The organism is Streptomyces sp. NPDC097981 (genome assembly GCF_040302565.1).
Lineage (GTDB): Bacteria > Actinomycetota > Actinomycetes > Streptomycetales > Streptomycetaceae > Streptomyces.
In genome coordinates, this window is the sequence record NZ_JBEORW010000007.1 from 70933 (window position 1) to 85623 (window position 14691).

A 14691-nucleotide genomic window follows, 5' to 3' on the forward strand; every position below is an offset into this window, starting at 1 on the left:
GACACGCGGGGGAACTCCGTGCGCGCGAACAGCTCGGTGATCATCGCTGCCGCGACGGTGACCGCACCAGCCGGGAAGAGGCGTCCTCCGGACACCCACCCGGTCTCACACCCTGTGGTGGCCGGGGCGAGCGGGCCCGGCTGCCGCGAGCGCCCCGGCGACCAGGGACCGCAGTCGGCCGTCGGCCAGGGCGTAGACCACGCGGCGGCCCTCCTTGCGGGTGGTCACCAGCCCCGACATCCGCAGCCGGGCCAGGTGCTGACTGACCGCCGGCCGGGCCGCTCCCACCAGCGCGGCCAGGGTGCCGACATCGGCCTCGTCGGAGGCCAGTTCGTGCAGGAGGGCGAGGCGGGTCCGGTCCGCCAGCAGGCCGAGGAGCTCGGCCGCGGCCTCGAAGGCCGGCGGGCCCGGCTCTTGCGGGTGCGAAGGCTGCGCAGGTGATAGATGCATGCGTGCGCTCATACGCACACAATAGGCGGGTGGGTGCCTGCGTCCACCCCTTCCCTGTCGTCCTCGTCGAAAGCGAGCGCGCCGTGAGCCACCACCGCGAGCACCACGACGGGCGCTTCCGCGCACGGCTCCGCCACCGTCTCGCCCGTCTCGCACACGCGTTCACCCCGCACGGCCACAACGACGCGGTGCACAAGGTCGATCCGGCGATGGAGACCTCCCGCCAGGGGATGCGCACGCTGTGGCAGTCCCTCGGCGTCCTCGGCCTGACCACCGTCGTCCAGGCCTGTGTCGTCGTCCTGTCGGGGTCGGTGGCCCTGCTCGGCGACACCGTTCACAACGCCGCCGACGCGCTGACCGCCGTGCCCCTCGGCATCGCCTTCGTCCTCGGGCGGCGCGCGGCGAACCGCCGCTACACGTACGGCTACGGCCGGGCCGAGGACCTCGCGGGCATCGTGGCCGTCCTCACGATCGCCGCCTCCTGCGCGCTCACCGCCCACCAGGCCGTGGACCGGCTGCTCCACCCCCGCGAGGTCACCCAGCTCTGGGCCGTCGCCGGCGCCGCGCTGGCCGGCTTCCTCGGCAACGAATGGGTGGCCCTGCAGCGGATCCGCACCGGCCGCCGGATCGGTTCCGCCGCGCTCGTCGCCGACGGCCTGCATGCCCGCACCGACGGGTTCACCTCCCTCGCCGTACTCCTCGGCGCCGCCGGCACCGCGGTCGGCTGGCAGAGCGCCGACCCGGTCGTCGGCCTGCTCATCACCGCGGCCATCGTCATGGTGGTGCGCGACGCCGCGCGCGAGGTCTGCCGACGGCTGACGGCGGACGTCCCGACGGGTCCGCGGTGCGTGCCGGGGCCGCCGCGCGTCAGCACCGTGTATGGAGTCGGCCGTTCGGCGTCAAGGTGGCGTCAGGGACCGGCGCGAAGGGTGCGCGGGCGGGGATAGCTTCGGTGGCGCGCCCCGGACTGCCTCCCCGCAGTCGGGGCGTCACCAGTCGCCTCTTGCGGTTCCTCAGGGAGGGCCCCATGTGTCTGTTCCGCTACGAAGACGATCCCGAGCCCGAGGAACGGGTCCCGGCCGGGCTCCTGTACGTGCCTGTCCGGCCGGGAAGCGGGGCGCAGGCGGTGATCCGGCTGTTCCGTACTCCGCTGGGCGCCCGTACGGCGGTCGGTTTCACCAGCGCTGCCCGGCTGGCCGCCACGCTCGGTGAGGGCCAGGGCCGCATCCGGCTGTCGGAGTCCCTGCTGCGGGAGCTGTGCGAGCCGCTGGGCGCCGCCCTGGTCACCGTCGATCCGACGCTGTCGGCTCCGTCCGTCGCTCCGCCGCCGCTGCGGCCGGGCCCGCTCCCGGTCCGGGCCGCGTGAGGGAGGGAGCGCCATGACCACTGCCACACTGTCCGGAATCGGGGCGGCCGCGGACGAGCTGTCCGTCTGGCCGGCGTCGGCGACGCGGCTCCCGCACGGCGGTCTCGCTGTCGGCGGCGTCTCGCTGGCGGAGATCGCCGACCGTTTCGACACCCCGGTGTACGTACTGGACGAGGGCGAGGTGCGGGCCCGCTGCCGGACCTACCGGGATGCCTTCCCCGACGCCGAAGTGCTGTACGCCGCCAAGGCCTTCCTGTCCCGGGCCATGGTGCACCGGGTCGCCGAGGAGGGCCTCGGGCTCGACGTGTGCTCGGCCGGCGAGCTCGAACTCGCCGTCACCGCCGGGTTCCCGCCGGACCGTATCCTCCTGCACGGCAACGCCAAGTCCCCGCGCGACATCGAGACGGCGCTGCGGCTCGGGGTGGGCCGGATCGTCATCGACAGCCCGTCGGAGATCGCCCGCCTCGCCGCCGCCGTCGGCCCGGGCGGACACCAGAAGGTGCTGGTCCGGGTGGTTCCCGGCATCGCGGCCGGCGGCCACGAGAAGATCCGTACCGGCACGGACGGGCAGAAGTTCGGGCTGTCCCTCACCGACGGGTCCGCGCAGCACGCCGTCGCCCGGATCCTGGGCCGGCCGGAGCTCGAACTGGTCGGCCTGCACTGCCACATCGGCTCCCAGATCACCGAGGTCAAACCGTACGTCTGCGCCGTGCGCCGCATGGTGGGCCTGATGGCCCGCATCCGCGACGCACACGGCACCGTGCTGCCCGAGCTCGACATGGGCGGCGGTCACGGCATCGCCTACCGCCCCGGGGAGCCGGCACTCGACCTCACCGCCCTGGCCGGCCGGCTCCGCACCGAGCTGGTGGAGAGCTGCGCGGCGGCCGGGCTGGCCGTGCCCCGGCTCGCGATCGAGCCGGGCCGGGCGATCGCCGGTCCGGCGGGGGTCGCGCTCTACCGGGTCCTCGCCGTGAAACGCACCGGGGACCGGGTGTTCGTGGCCGTCGACGGCGGGATGAGCGACAACCCCCGCCCGGCTCTGTACGGGGTGCGCTACGCGCCCCGCCTGATCGGCCGCCACTCCACCGCCGACCCGTGCACGGCCACCGTGGTCGGCCGGCACTGCGAGGCCGGCGACATCCTCGCCTCCGACGTGGAACTGCCCGGCGACGTCCACCCGGGGGACCTCCTCGCCGTACCGGTGGCGGGTGCCTACCAGCTGTCCATGGCATCCGGCTACAACATGGTCGGCCGTCCTCCGGTCGTCGCGGTCGACGAGGGCACGGCCCGGCTGCTCGTACGGCGCGAGACGCTGGACGACTTCCGCCGCCGGGACATCGGCGACTGAGACACGGGCGGGGACACCGGCCGGCCCGCGGACCGGCCGGTGTGCCCGTCCGCCCGGGACGAGCGCCGCGCCCGCCCTCGGCCCGATCGCCGGGAGCGTGCCCCCGGGCCACCATGGAGGGAGATCCGTATCCACGGGAACCCCGCCCGGGAGGCGTGGCTGATGCACACCGATGGAGCTGCCGCGGACGTCCTGGTGGCGGGAGCCGGACCGGTCGGGCTGACGGCGGCCGCCGAGCTGCGGCGGCGCAAGATCGCCTGCCGCATCGTCGACCGGCTTCCGGCACGGCTGCCGTTCGCGAAGGCGGTGGGGGTCCAGCCCCGCACCCTGGAGATCTGGGACCGGATGGGTTTCGTCCGGGCCGCGCTGGAGGCGGCCGTCCCGATGCGCGGGCAGCTGATGTACGTGAACGGCGTCGAGCAGCCGCGGCTGGACCTGGTGCTGCCGCCCGAGGTGCCGTACCGCTTCGCGGCGCTGCCGCAGTACGAGACCGAGCGGATCATCGAGGAGTTCCTGGAGGGCTTCGGGACGCGCATCGAGCGGGGCAGCGAGCTGGTGTCGTTCGTCCAGGACGCCGACGGGGTGACCTGCCGGCTCACCACTCCCGCCGGGGAGGAGGAGGTCCGGACCCGGTTCCTGGTGGGCTGCGACGGCGCGCACAGCATCGTCCGCAAGGGGCTCGGCCTGACCTTCGAGGGCGGCGCCTTCCCCGAGGAGTACATGCTCGCCGACGTGGAGGTCGACTGGGACCTGCCGTACGGGTACGGGGTACGGGCCGTGCACCGCGATGCCGGGGGGAGCGTCGACGACGTGCTGGTGTGCATCCCGCTGCCCGGCATGCGCCGCTACCGGATGTCGATGACGGTGCCGCCCGAGCTCTCCGCCGATCCGGCGCAGGACGGTGACGGGGTGGTACACGGCCTGGAGGGCGGGAGCCCCGGACTCGGCCACATCCAGGCCGTCCTGGACCGGCTGTCGCCGCAGCCCACCACCGCGTCGGCCATGCGCTGGTCGTCCGTGTTCCGGATCAGCCACCGGCTGGTGGACCGGTACGGGGACGGGCGGGTCTTCGTGGCCGGGGACGCGGCGCACGTCCATCCGCCGACCGGCGCGCAGGGCATGAACACCGGGATCCAGGACGCCTGGAACCTGGCCTGGAAGCTCGCGCTGGCCGTGGAGGGCGCCGCCGCTCCGGGGTTGCTCGCGAGTTACGACGCCGAGCGCCGGCCGGTGGGCGAGGAGGTCGTCGGCCGCACCGTCCGGCACGCCACCGAGGGCATGGAGGCCGATCCGGAGGACCCGCAGACCCTGATGCTGCGCCAGGCGCAGCTGCTCGTCGGCTACCGGGGCAGTCCCCTGGTGCAGCGGGCGGAGCCGGACGGCGGGCCCGGGCCGCGGCCCGGTGACCGGGCACCGGACTGCGGCGGCCTCGACGGGGAGATCGCCGCCTATCCGCTGCGGCTGTACGACCTGCTGCGCGGCCGCGAGCACGTGCTGCTGCTGTACGGGCCGGGTCCGGCGCTGGGCGGCCTCGCCGAACTCGCCTCCACGGTACGGGGTTTCGCGACGGGCCGGGTCGGGGTGTGCGCCGTCCTCGCCGAGACCGGGGCCGACCGGCCGGCGCCGGTGCCCGTGTACCGGGACGGCCGGGGCGAGTTCGCCCGGCGGTACGGGGTCCGGGAGCCGGCGGCGTTCGTGGTCCGGCCGGACGGCTACCTCGGCGCCAGGCTGTGCCCGCCGACCGTTTCGGGGCTGGCCGCCCACCTCTCGGAGGTGTTCGGGAGCTGAGCGGGCTCGGTGAACCCCTTGGCGAGGAGACGCACGGCCAAGGTCACCTCCCAGGCGAACACCGGAAGGGCGGCGAGCGACCCGGCGACCGAGACCTGCTCGTACAGGCCGAACAGCACGGCGGTCGCCGAGGCACAGATCATGGCGCCGCCGACCAGCCCCAGCACGGCGACGGGTCGCGGGACGAGCCGCGAGCGGTACATCAGGCAGGCCAGTACGAGGGTGTTCGCGCCCAGCACGAAGTTGGGCCCGAAAAGGAACGTCCAGTCGTGGATCGCCACGAGCGTGTCGGCGGCCGTGAGGCGGGACGGGGCATCACCGCCCGGCGCTCCCGCGGCCTCCCTGCGCAAGGTCACCACCGACAGCACGCTGATGATGCCGACGACGATGACGGCAGCTTCCAGCAGGCGCCCGCAGACGTAGCCGAGCGCGGCGCCTTCGTTCTGCCTCTTGACGACCGGGAACAGGGCGACCCCGGTGCCGACGACCGCCAGCGCGAGGACGAACTCGAACAGGGCCCCCAGGTACACCCGGGTGTCGGCGCCCGGGCCGGTGACGTAGCCGGCGTCGTGGAGCACGGGGCCGTACAGCGTGAGCCCGCCGATCGCGGCGACCTCGGTGACGAGGAACAACACACCCGTGACGACCGACGTCTTCCTGGTTGAGCGCATCCCGGAACTACCCCCTCTTGTCAGGTGTACGGCGTACACCTGACATACGCTAGGTGTACGCCGTACACTCGTCAAGCCGGGAGCCCGGCCCGCACACGACGACGAGGGAGCTGGTCAAGATGACGCGGCAGACGGAGGCGGCGCCCCGGGCACCCCTGAACAGGGACCGGGTGCTGCGCGCCGCCGTCGCACTGGCCGACGGCATCGGGATCGAGTCGCTGAGCATGCGCAGGCTCGCCCAGGAGCTGGGCGTCGTGCCGATGGCGCTCTACAAGCACGTGGCCAACAAGGAACAGCTGCTGGACGCCATGGTCGAGGCCGTCGTGGGTGAAATCGACGCGCCGGCCCCCGGATCCGACTGGCAGAGCGCGGTCCGGCAGCGGGTCCTCTCGGCGCGGGCGGCTCTGCTCGGACATCCCTGGGCGGCGCAGGTGATCCGCTCGCGCACCGGCCCGACCCCGGCGGTGCTCGCGTACATGGACTCGGTGATCGGGATGTTCCGCACCGGCGGCTTCTCGGTCGATCTCACCCACCACGCGATGCACGCGCTGGGCAGCCGCATCCTGGGGTTCACCCAGGAGCTGTTCGACGCCGGCCCGGACCCGGACCCGCAGCAGGCGGCCCTACCCCCGGAGGCCGCGGCGGCCTACCCCCACGTCGCGGAGCTGGCCATGGCCGCGGCCCACGACGGGGACTCGGTCGTGGGCCCCGGCTGTGACGATCAGTTCGAATTCGAGTTCGCGCTGGATCTCCTCCTGGACGGCTTCGAACGCCTCCGCCTGCAGGGGTGGACCTCCGGCGGCAGGCGCGCCGGAGACTGAGACCGGCCCGGCCGCGTGCGGCTGCCGGGCCGGCGCCGGCTCACGGGCGGACGACGGCCCGCTCCAGCAGGCCGTGCAGGACGCGCTGCTCCTGCGGGTCGAGGCCGGACAGCGGGGAGTCCACGGCGAGCAGCGCGAGGAGGTGTTCACGCAGTGCGGTGCCTTCGGCGGTGAGGACGAGGTGCTTGGCGCGCCGGTCGGTGGGGTGCGGGTGACGCTCGACCAGGTTCCGCTTCTCCAGCTTGTCGACGACGAAGGTGGTGTTGGAGGGCTCGCAGCTCATGCGTTCGGAGAGCTCCCGCATGGTCATCGGCCCGCTCATCTCCCGCAGCGCGGTCGCCTGGGATGCGGTGAGCCCCAGGGTGGCGGCCCGCTCCCGTACGTGCTCGGCGATCCGCTGGGCCAGTCCGTTCACCAGACCGCACAGCTGCCGCTCGGCGATGGCCTGCCGCTCCGGGGACGTCGTCATGCCGCCACCCTAGCAAGTCCGTCAAGCCGACATATTTACAACTTGAATCATTCGAACTTGATGCTTATGGTTGGCGTCGCCGCCGCGAGCAGTGCGGCGACGCCTGATGGGAACTCACGAGGGAGAAGTCATGGCCGACTTGACGGTGGACCGGATCGAGCAGGTGGATCAGGACGGACGGCTGCGCCGGCCTTCCGGAATCCGCTCGCTCCGGCTGGGCGGCACGAAGGTGTCGTACGTGCCGGACGGCGATGTGCGGCTCCGGCCGCAGCACCTGCTGCAGGACACCACCGACGAGGTGTGGGCCGCGCACCCCGAGTACCTGGACGCCACGGGCCACCTCGTGGGGAGCGTCGGCGCTCTGCTGGTGGAGCACGGCGAGCGCGCGCTGCTGATCGACGCGGGCTTCGGCCCGCAGACGTACGAATCCCCGGACGGCCCGCTCAGCGTGGTCCACGGAGGTGCGCTCGCGCACAGCCTGGCCGAACTCGGACGCCGCCCCGAGGACATCGAAGCGGTGGCCTTCACCCACCTCCACGCGGACCACCTCGGCTGGGCCTGCCATCCCGCCCCCGGCGGTGACCGGCTCCTGTTCCCCCGCGCCGAGTACCTGGTCTCCGAGCCGGAGTGGGACCGGCGCCACCTACTGGAGGCCCAGGGCATGACCGAGCAGGTCGCTGCCCTCGCACCGCGCGTACGCACGATCACCGACGGGCAGGAGATCTTCCCCGGAGTCGGCGTGCGGATCACCCCCGGCCACACCGTCGGGCACGCCGAGTACGTGATCACCGGGGGCGGACGGCGTCTGATCGCGTTCGGCGACGCCATGCACTCGCCGATCCAGGTCGACCACCCCGGCTGGTCCTCGGGCTTCGACCACGACCGCACCCTGACCGCCGGGCACCGCCGCCGCCTCGTCGCCGAGCTGGCGGAGCCCGGCACGATCGGCTTCGGCGTCCACTTCGCCGACGTGGTGTTCGGACACGTCCGGCAGGACGGCGACGGCCCGGCCTGGCGCCCCCTGGACTCCTGACCCGCCGGAGCCCCGCCGCCCGGCCCTGTGGCCGGACGGGCGCCGGCCGGCGGCCGACGGCCGACGGCCACCCTGGCTGTGCCGGGTGGTCTCCGCGGTGACCCCGACGGCCTCGCCCGGGCGCGATGACCGTGAGCCGTTCGTCGCCGTCGGTGCGGCGTCCGGCATCTGCCGCTGACCGGCGCCGTCCCCGTGACCGTGCATTTCGTCGCGCCCGCCGCGCCGGTCCACTCCGCGACCGGGGCCTTCCGCGAGCACGCCCGCCGCCGCTCGCTCGCTCACCGTCGGTGTCCTGATCGCGTAGGCTCGGCCAATGGCCAAGTACTTCGACGTGCACCCCGAGAACCCCCAGCAGCGCACCATCGGCAGTGTCGCTGACAGCATCCGCTCCGGCGCGCTCGTCGCGTACCCCACGGACTCCTGCTACGCGCTGGGCTGCCAGCTCGGCAACCGTGACGGCCTCGCCCGGATCCGGTCCATCCGCAACCTCGACGACCGCCACCACTTCACGCTGGTGTGCCAGAACTTCGCCCAGCTGGGCCAGTTCGTGCAGATCGACAACGACGTGTTCCGCGCGATCAAGGCTTCCACACCCGGCAGTTACACCTTCATCCTCCCCGCGACGAGGGAGGTGCCGCGCCAGCTGCTGCACCCCAAGAAGAAGACGGTCGGCGTGCGCATCCCCGACCACGCCGTGACCCAGGCCCTGCTCGCCGACCTCGGCGAGCCGCTGCTGTCCAGCACCCTGCTCCTGCCCGACGAGCCCGAGCCGCTGACCCAGGGCTGGGAGATCAAGGAGCGGCTCGACTACCTCGTGGACATCGTCGTCGACTCGGGCGACTGCGGGACCGAGCCGACCACCGTCATCGACTTCTCCGGCGGCGAAGCCGAGATCGTCCGCCGCGGGGCGGGCGACACCACGCGGTTCGAGTGACGGCATCCGCCCGCCTGACGACCCGGGTCCTCAGGCGGGCGGATCGGCCGGCCGGGGCTCGCCGCCGCGGCGGACCAGACCGTAGGCCCAGCGCTCGTTCAGGCCGGCCAGGAAGCCGACGCCGCCCCAGAAGAACCAGGCCTTGATCAGGGCCTGGTGCCCGGCCGTGGACAGAGGTCCGGGCCCGCACATGCCGTCCGGGGCGGCGGGCGGGGTGAGCAGGGTGAGGATGCCGCCGTTGATGAGCAGGAAGAGCGAGGTGGCCAGGAACCACCCGACCACCACCCGGTACCAGCCTTCCTGACGCATCATCCGGGCGAGTTGCACCGGGTCCGCGGGGATGTCGGCGGGCGCGGCGGAGCCGGGAGCCGGCCGGATCAACTGGTAGGCGTCGCGCAGCCGGATGATCACGCTGAAGACCGCGCCCATCGCCCCGCCCGCGAAGCAGACCAGGGAGTCCATCAGGACCAGCTCTTCGGGGCAGCCGATGCCGCTGCGGAACAGCGGCGGCACGAACTTCCCTGCGAGCAGGGTCAGTACGAGCACCACGGGGCTGACGAGGATGCCGAAGGCGAGGCCCGTGTTGAGCCCGCGTCCTCCGGCGAGCGCCGCGTCGGCCGCGAGCCGCTGGGCGGCGGCGTCGCCTTCGGCTCTGAGGCGGTCGGTTGCGGGCCGCCCGGCGGAGGCTGCCGCGGTCTCCCGGATGCCGGCGCGTACGGCCGCCTCCAGGGCCCGGCACACGGAGTCACCGGTACGCTGCTCGAACGCGCCCTGAGCGGCCGTGTGCAGGCGCTCGATCCGGGCCAGTTGCTCCGGCTCCGTGTCCCGCAGCCGCTGGAGCCCGGGGGCGTCTTCGGCGAGGCCGAGCGCCTCGGCCGTCGTCCGCGGCGCGGCCGGACCGGCGGCCCCGAAGAGCCATGCCCTGATCACGCCGGTCCGCCCCGTACGCCGTTCGCCCATCCGCATCCCCCTTGATCCCAGGGGCAGTTGTACCGTCACACCGGCCCCGGCGGAACCCCCGGCCCGTGGCGTGGCACGGGCCGGGGGTCGCGGGGAGGGCGTGCGAACGGGGAGGTCAGCAGCCGAAGTCGACGCGCCGGAACGACGCGTAGTGGTCGGCGGTGTAGTAGTCCTCCTCCCACTGCTGCCCGGTGATGATCCGGCGCGCCCCGCGGGTCGGCGAGCCCGGGGTGATGACGGTGTACTCGTGGTAGTAGCCGGTGGCGTGTACCGGCAGCAGCCGCTCGCGGTTCTGGAAGACGACGCCGTCCTGGGAGTACGGGAACGGGCCGCCCTCGTCGATGAGGTCCAGGGTGTCGTGCGCCTGGGACGGCAGCGCCGAGTAGCAGATGCTGCCGACCGAGGCCGCGGAGGCGGCCGCGAGCGAAACGGGAGCGGGAACGGGAACGGGGGCCGCCGAGGCGGCCGGTCCGGCGAGGAGGGCGGCGGCGACTGCCGCGGCGCCTGCAAGGGCCATGAAGCGTGGGGGAGTTCTCATGCGGCCCATGATGACGCGCGTAGAGCAGCGCTGGTCAACGCCAACTCCACTGTATTTCCCGGCTGTTCACCGAACCTGTACGAGGCTTGGCACAATCGCCGCCGACTCTTAAGGCGGACGCAACCCGGTGCCGGTGGTGGCAGGATGATCAACAGTCAACCGAGAGGTGTCGCACCATGGCCGTCGTCCACCGGACCACGATGACCCCCGGGAAGCTGGAGCTGCTCGCCTCCTGGCTTCCCGCCCAGCACTGGTACCGGGGACCGCGCGCGGAGGGCGCACCGCTGCCCGCCAAGGCCGGCGGCTTCCGGCTCGACGACCCGCAGGGCGAGGTCGGGATCGAGTTCATGGCGATCACCGACGGGGAGGGAGAGCACGCGGTCACCTACCACGTGCCCCTCACGTACCGCGGAGCACCGCTCGGCGGGGCGGAGCACGCCCTCGTCGGCACCTCGGAGCACGGGGTGCTGGGACGCCGGTGGATATACGACGGGACCCACGACCCGGTGCTCGTCGCCCGGTTGTACGCGCTCGTCCTCGGTGAGGCGGAGCCGCAGGCCCAGAGCGAGAGCGACACGCCAGACCCGTCCGTCACGGGATGGTACGCGGGGTCCGGCCGGCCGGGGCCGGTCGAGATCCTCGGCGTCTCCGCCGGCGCCGGCACGTCCGACGTGCTCGTGCAGACCCCGGCCGGGAAGCTGACCGTCGCCGTGCAGCGCGTCCTGCGGCCCGCACCGGAGGAGGAGGACACCGCGGGGCGGCTCCTGGGGCACGTCACCGCGGACTGGACGCTGCCCGACGGCGCGAAGGCCCGCGGCCGGTACGCCGTGGTCCGGGCCTAGCCTAGGCGGCGCGGACCGGGCGTCGCGCGCATCATGGAGGTGGGGGACGCTCTTTTCGCCCGGCAGAGGAGGGGCGCGGATGAGTTCCCAGCGGTACGAGCTGGTGTTTTCCGAGGGCCCGGACACGAGCGAGGACGTCGTCGTGGTGACCGCCACCGGCCAGGCCGGTCCGGGCGGCCACCCGGTCTACGCGGATGCGACCGGCATCGTCCGGGCGGAGATCAGCGACCAGGAAGAGGTGCGCATCCTCGCCTCCGGCGGCGGACAGGACCCGGCCCGCGTGGTCCGGATCCGGCCGCTGCCCTGAGCGCGCGTCCGGCGGTCCCGCACGTGCCTTCCCGGCTGCCCTCCGTTGGTCCGTACGAGTTCTCTTGCGTGCCCGTTCGGTCGCACCGGCCGAGCGCATGATCATCATCTAGCCGCGCAATCGTTTTGATGCTCCCAACGGGCCGTGGGCGAGCTGGGAAGGCTGCGTGGCGATGTCATCGACGCACCGTGCACGACAGGAACGACAGTCACGACAGTCACGACGGAGCAGGACGTGGAGCGTGGTCGCCGCGGTGACCGGCGCCGCCCTCGTCGTCGCCGCGGCGCCGGGCTGGGCGCCGGAGCAGGATGATGCAGGGCGGCCGGCCGGCGGCCCGAACGCCTCCGTGACCCTGCTCGTCGGCCGGGCCCTGGACCAGGGGGACGGCGGCATCGCCGCGCGCTGCGCTGTGGAGGCGTTCCGGGACGGTCTGTGCACGGGCTGGCGGCAGCAGCGCGTACGGGCCACCGCCCGGGGAGCCGGGTCGGTGCTGCGGGGCCCCGCCTCCCGCGATACCGGCGGGGCGGATCGTACGGTCCTCCTCCCCACGAACTCCGGCGGGCCGCTCGAAATCGCGCTCGCCGAAGCGGGGCAGCTCACCGATGTCACCGTCCGCGACGGGCACGGGCGTTACGTGGGTGGCGAACTCGTCTTGAAGAGCCGCCGCTGGACCAACACCGAGCCGCTGCGGGCCGGCGAACTGTACACCGTCCGGGTCGGCGCACAGGATGCGGCCGGGACACCGGTCGGCGTCACCATGGCGTTCCGGACCGCGCCGCCCACGGACGAGGGCAGGTTCACGGTGGCGTTCGGGCCGAAACCCGGGACGTACGGCGTGGGGCAGATCGTGACGGCCGCCCTGAGCCGGCCGGTTCCCGCCGCCGACCGGACCGCCCGGGCCCGGGTGGAGCGGGCGCTCCAGGTGACCTCGGAGCCGGCGGTCGAGGGCGCCTGGCACTGGGTGGACGACTCGACGCTGCACTACCGGCCGCGCGGGTACTGGCCGGCGCACGCCGTGGTACGCGTACGGAGCGGGCTCGACGGGGTCGAGGTGGGCGACCACGACTACGGCGGCCACTCCGACTCCACGGAGTTCACCGTCGGGGACCGGATCGAGGCGGTCACCGACGCCGCCGCGCACGAGATGACCGTACGCCGCAACGGCCGGGTCCTGCGGACGATCCCGGTCACCACCGGCAAGGCGGGGTTCCGGACCCGCAGCGGCGTCAAGGTCGTGCTGGGCAAGGAACAGCAGGTCCGGATGCGCGGGGACACGGTCGGCATCAAGCCGGGCACGAGCGAGTTCTACGACCTCCCCGTCCTCTACGCGACCCGGGTGACGTGGAGCGGCGAGTACGTGCACGCCGCGCCCTGGTCGGTCGAGGCGCAGGGCGAGGAGAACGTGAGCCACGGCTGCACGGGCATGAGCACGGAGAACGCCGCCTGGTTCTTCCAGATGGTACGGGAGGGGGACATCGTGCAGGTGGTGAACAGCGAGGGCGAGCCGATGGCCCCGTTCGACAACGGATTCGGGGACTGGAACGTGGACTGGCGGGCCTGGCAGGCGGGCAGCGCCCTCGCGTCCGGACCCGTCCCGGCCCCCGCCGTCCCGGCGGCGTCCGCCCGCACCGCGTCCCGGCTGCGCCCTCTGACCTGACCCGACGGCTTCGGGTCCCGCGCGAAGCGCCCTGCGCCGTACCCGGCGGATCGGCCGGGTACGGCGCAGGGCGTCGGGGCGGGAACGGGCCGTCAGGGGGCCGGCCGCTTGGGGGTGGGGCAGACCTGCCAGGCGAGGTGGTAGAGGGTGCTCACGCTCGCGTCCGTGGAGTCCATGGCCATGAAGCTGGTGGTCTGCGGGTTGGACGTGCCCGCGTTCACGCGCAGTTCCGTATTGATGTTGAAGTTTCGTTTCTCTCCGCACGGTGCCCAGACGAGGTCCGCGTACTCCGTCTTGTCGCTCGCCTGCCAGTTGTCATTGTGCGGCCCGTTGAACTGGTGGGTGCGCTGAGTCGTCTGGGGCATTCCCTGGAAGTAGTAGTTCGCCCGTTCCTGGCCCCACGCACCGGGCTGGAGGAATGCGAATCCGCGGTAGTCCGCCTGGACGATCGCATAGGTGAATCCCGAAGGAACGTGGACGCGGAGATTGAGCTGGCAGTTCTTGCGGAATGCCGTCGGCGGCGCACCGGGTCCCACTTGCGCGAGGTATTCACTGTAGGTGACCGTGAAGGCGGTGTTGTCGGGTGCGACGGCCACCTCGGCAGTGCCTTCGCGGCAGCCGGATCCGTTCACCGTGGCGAGTTCGATCACGATCTTGTCGGGGGGTGCGGTGATCTGCGGGGTGTGGCCGGCGGCTCCGGCCGACGTCGTCGCGGTGGCGATCAGTACGGCCGCTGCGCCGCCGGTGAGCAGGGTACGAGACAGGGAATGAGACATCGTTGTCACTCCTGACCATCGATCGGTGATTCCTGCGCTCACGCCGCGTCAGGCCGCGGGGCATTCCTTCCATGCGAAGTGGTAGATCGTGCTGACGCTGCCGTCCGTCGAGTCCATGCTCATGAAGCTCAGCGCCTGCGGGTTCGATGTCCCCGAGTAGACGCGCAGTTCGCTGTTGACGTTGAGGTTGCGCTCCTCGCCGCAGGGCGCCCAGACCAGGTCGGCGTACTCGGTCTGGTCGCTCGCCTGCCAGCTGTCGGAGTACGGGCCGCTGAACTGGTGGGTGGAGCGGGCCGTCTGGGCCATGCCCTGGAAGTAGTAGTTCGCGCGCTCCTGCCCGTAGGCCCCGCGCTGGAGGTGGGCGAAGCCGCGGTAGTCGGCGCGGGCGATGGCGTACGTGAACCCCTGAGGTACGTGGATCTGGAGGGCGAGCTGGCAGTTCTTGCGGAAGTCGGTACCGCCGGAGCCCGCCCCGGCCTGGGCCAGGTAGTCGCTGTACGTGACGGTGAACGACGTGTTGTCGGAGGCCGCGGCGACGCTCGCGGTCCCCTGGGGACATCCCGAACCGTTGACGCCGACCACGTCGACGGTGATTCTCCCGGGCGGCGTGGACGCGCTGTCGGCCTGCGCGGGCACGGCCAGAGCGGATAACGCCGCCACCGCCGCGCCGACGGTGAGTCTGCGGAGCAACATCTTTGTTTCTCCATTCGTTCGTCATTTCGGAACCGATT

17 protein-coding genes are annotated in these 14691 nt (G+C 72.8%); 10 read left to right on the forward strand and 7 right to left on the reverse strand.

What is annotated here, in order from left to right:
- Positions 1-105 precede the first annotated feature (105 nt).
- Positions 106-462 (reverse strand): ArsR/SmtB family transcription factor, encoded by a 357-nt coding sequence (locus tag ABTY04_RS09210; RefSeq protein ID WP_352212713.1) that lies wholly within the window; start codon positions 460-462, stop codon positions 106-108.
- Positions 463-479: 17 nt separating this feature from the next.
- Between ABTY04_RS09210 and ABTY04_RS09215 the strand changes: the two genes are divergently transcribed.
- From ABTY04_RS09215 to ABTY04_RS09230, 4 genes are all read left to right on the forward strand, one after another.
- A complete protein-coding gene (locus ABTY04_RS09215; protein ID WP_502996594.1) occupies positions 480-1397 on the forward strand; it encodes a cation diffusion facilitator family transporter in 918 nt (305 codons plus the stop codon).
- Positions 1398-1477: 80 nt separating this feature from the next.
- A complete protein-coding gene (locus ABTY04_RS09220) occupies positions 1478-1816 on the forward strand; it encodes an SAV_915 family protein (RefSeq protein WP_352212714.1) in 339 nt (112 codons plus the stop codon).
- A 13-nt stretch (positions 1817-1829) separates the two neighbouring features.
- Positions 1830-3164 carry a diaminopimelate decarboxylase gene (lysA, locus tag ABTY04_RS09225; RefSeq protein WP_352212715.1) on the forward strand — a complete coding sequence of 445 codons (1335 nt, stop codon included), beginning with the start codon at positions 1830-1832 and terminating at the stop codon, positions 3162-3164.
- Between the two features lie 162 nt (positions 3165-3326).
- Complete coding sequence (locus ABTY04_RS09230) at positions 3327-4952, forward strand: FAD-dependent monooxygenase (RefSeq protein ID WP_352212716.1); 1626 nt, start codon at positions 3327-3329, stop codon at positions 4950-4952.
- Here ABTY04_RS09230 and ABTY04_RS09235 read toward each other — a convergent pair.
- On the reverse strand, positions 4877-5623 hold the full coding sequence (locus tag ABTY04_RS09235) for a DUF4386 domain-containing protein (protein ID WP_352212717.1): 747 nt from the start codon (positions 5621-5623) through the stop codon (positions 4877-4879). The genes ABTY04_RS09230 and ABTY04_RS09235 overlap by 76 nt on opposite strands.
- Positions 5624-5742: 119 nt before the next feature.
- Between ABTY04_RS09235 and ABTY04_RS09240 the strand changes: the two genes are divergently transcribed.
- Positions 5743-6444: a TetR/AcrR family transcriptional regulator C-terminal domain-containing protein gene (locus ABTY04_RS09240; protein ID WP_352212718.1), complete on the forward strand. Its 702-nt coding sequence runs from the start codon at positions 5743-5745 to the stop codon at positions 6442-6444.
- Positions 6445-6484: 40 nt separating this feature from the next.
- On the opposite strand, the gene ABTY04_RS09245 is transcribed toward ABTY04_RS09240, so the two are convergent.
- Positions 6485-6913, reverse strand: a complete 429-nt coding sequence (locus tag ABTY04_RS09245) for a MarR family winged helix-turn-helix transcriptional regulator (protein ID WP_352212719.1) — start codon at positions 6911-6913, stop codon at positions 6485-6487.
- A 130-nt stretch (positions 6914-7043) separates the two neighbouring features.
- Between ABTY04_RS09245 and ABTY04_RS09250 the strand changes: the two genes are divergently transcribed.
- Both ABTY04_RS09250 and ABTY04_RS09255 read left to right on the forward strand, forming a co-directional pair.
- The gene (locus tag ABTY04_RS09250) at positions 7044-7946 is read left to right on the forward strand and encodes an MBL fold metallo-hydrolase (RefSeq protein WP_352212720.1); all 903 of its coding nucleotides are present in this window, start codon (positions 7044-7046) and stop codon (positions 7944-7946) included.
- A gap of 313 nt (positions 7947-8259) precedes the next feature.
- Complete coding sequence (locus ABTY04_RS09255) at positions 8260-8880, forward strand: L-threonylcarbamoyladenylate synthase (protein WP_352212721.1); 621 nt, start codon at positions 8260-8262, stop codon at positions 8878-8880.
- A 30-nt stretch (positions 8881-8910) separates the two neighbouring features.
- Here ABTY04_RS09255 and ABTY04_RS09260 read toward each other — a convergent pair whose 3' ends face one another.
- Both ABTY04_RS09260 and ABTY04_RS09265 read right to left on the reverse strand, forming a co-directional pair.
- Positions 8911-9840 (reverse strand): hypothetical protein, encoded by a 930-nt coding sequence (locus ABTY04_RS09260; RefSeq protein WP_352212722.1) that lies wholly within the window; start codon positions 9838-9840, stop codon positions 8911-8913.
- Positions 9841-9955: 115 nt separating this feature from the next.
- Positions 9956-10378, reverse strand: coding sequence for a guanyl-specific ribonuclease (locus ABTY04_RS09265; protein WP_352212723.1), 423 nt, complete (start codon positions 10376-10378; stop codon positions 9956-9958).
- A gap of 176 nt (positions 10379-10554) precedes the next feature.
- Between ABTY04_RS09265 and ABTY04_RS09270 the strand changes: the two genes are divergently transcribed.
- From ABTY04_RS09270 to ABTY04_RS09280, 3 genes are all read left to right on the forward strand, one after another.
- On the forward strand, positions 10555-11220 hold the full coding sequence (locus tag ABTY04_RS09270) for a maltokinase N-terminal cap-like domain-containing protein (protein ID WP_352212724.1): 666 nt from the start codon (positions 10555-10557) through the stop codon (positions 11218-11220).
- 79 nt (positions 11221-11299) lie between these two features.
- A complete protein-coding gene (locus ABTY04_RS09275) occupies positions 11300-11527 on the forward strand; it encodes a DUF6296 family protein (RefSeq protein WP_352212725.1) in 228 nt (75 codons plus the stop codon).
- Between the two features lie 241 nt (positions 11528-11768).
- Positions 11769-13184 carry a L,D-transpeptidase gene (locus tag ABTY04_RS09280; RefSeq protein WP_352212726.1) on the forward strand — a complete coding sequence of 472 codons (1416 nt, stop codon included), beginning with the start codon at positions 11769-11771 and terminating at the stop codon, positions 13182-13184.
- Positions 13185-13276: 92 nt separating this feature from the next.
- On the opposite strand, the gene ABTY04_RS09285 is transcribed toward ABTY04_RS09280, so the two are convergent.
- Positions 13277-13960 (reverse strand): DUF4360 domain-containing protein, encoded by a 684-nt coding sequence (locus ABTY04_RS09285; RefSeq protein ID WP_502996595.1) that lies wholly within the window; start codon positions 13958-13960, stop codon positions 13277-13279.
- Positions 13961-14008: 48 nt separating this feature from the next.
- Complete coding sequence (locus ABTY04_RS09290; protein WP_352212727.1) at positions 14009-14653, reverse strand: DUF4360 domain-containing protein; 645 nt, start codon at positions 14651-14653, stop codon at positions 14009-14011.
- Positions 14654-14691: the final 38 nt, after the last annotated feature.

Bases quoted from the DNA above. Each gene is read 5' to 3' on its own strand.
- ABTY04_RS09255 (WP_352212721.1), top strand. From the start codon at position 8,260: ATGGCCAAGTACTTCGACGTGCACCCCGAGAACCCCCAGCAGCGCACC.
- ABTY04_RS09275 (WP_352212725.1), top strand. From the start codon at position 11,300: ATGAGTTCCCAGCGGTACGAGCTGGTGTTTTCCGAGGGCCCGGACACG.
- ABTY04_RS09285 (WP_502996595.1), bottom strand. From the start codon at position 13,960: ATGTCTCATTCCCTGTCTCGTACCCTGCTCACCGGCGGCGCAGCGGCC.
- ABTY04_RS09260 (WP_352212722.1), bottom strand. From the start codon at position 9,840: ATGGGCGAACGGCGTACGGGGCGGACCGGCGTGATCAGGGCATGGCTC.
- ABTY04_RS09240 (WP_352212718.1), top strand. From the start codon at position 5,743: ATGACGCGGCAGACGGAGGCGGCGCCCCGGGCACCCCTGAACAGGGAC.
- ABTY04_RS09245 (WP_352212719.1), bottom strand. From the start codon at position 6,913: ATGACGACGTCCCCGGAGCGGCAGGCCATCGCCGAGCGGCAGCTGTGC.
- ABTY04_RS09220 (WP_352212714.1), top strand. From the start codon at position 1,478: ATGTGTCTGTTCCGCTACGAAGACGATCCCGAGCCCGAGGAACGGGTC.
- ABTY04_RS09230 (WP_352212716.1), top strand. From the start codon at position 3,327: ATGCACACCGATGGAGCTGCCGCGGACGTCCTGGTGGCGGGAGCCGGA.
- ABTY04_RS09265 (WP_352212723.1), bottom strand. From the start codon at position 10,378: ATGAGAACTCCCCCACGCTTCATGGCCCTTGCAGGCGCCGCGGCAGTC.
- lysA (WP_352212715.1), top strand. From the start codon at position 1,830: ATGACCACTGCCACACTGTCCGGAATCGGGGCGGCCGCGGACGAGCTG.
- ABTY04_RS09210 (WP_352212713.1), bottom strand. From the start codon at position 462: ATGAGCGCACGCATGCATCTATCACCTGCGCAGCCTTCGCACCCGCAA.
- ABTY04_RS09270 (WP_352212724.1), top strand. From the start codon at position 10,555: ATGGCCGTCGTCCACCGGACCACGATGACCCCCGGGAAGCTGGAGCTG.
- ABTY04_RS09235 (WP_352212717.1), bottom strand. From the start codon at position 5,623: ATGCGCTCAACCAGGAAGACGTCGGTCGTCACGGGTGTGTTGTTCCTC.
- ABTY04_RS09250 (WP_352212720.1), top strand. From the start codon at position 7,044: ATGGCCGACTTGACGGTGGACCGGATCGAGCAGGTGGATCAGGACGGA.
- ABTY04_RS09290 (WP_352212727.1), bottom strand. From the start codon at position 14,653: ATGTTGCTCCGCAGACTCACCGTCGGCGCGGCGGTGGCGGCGTTATCC.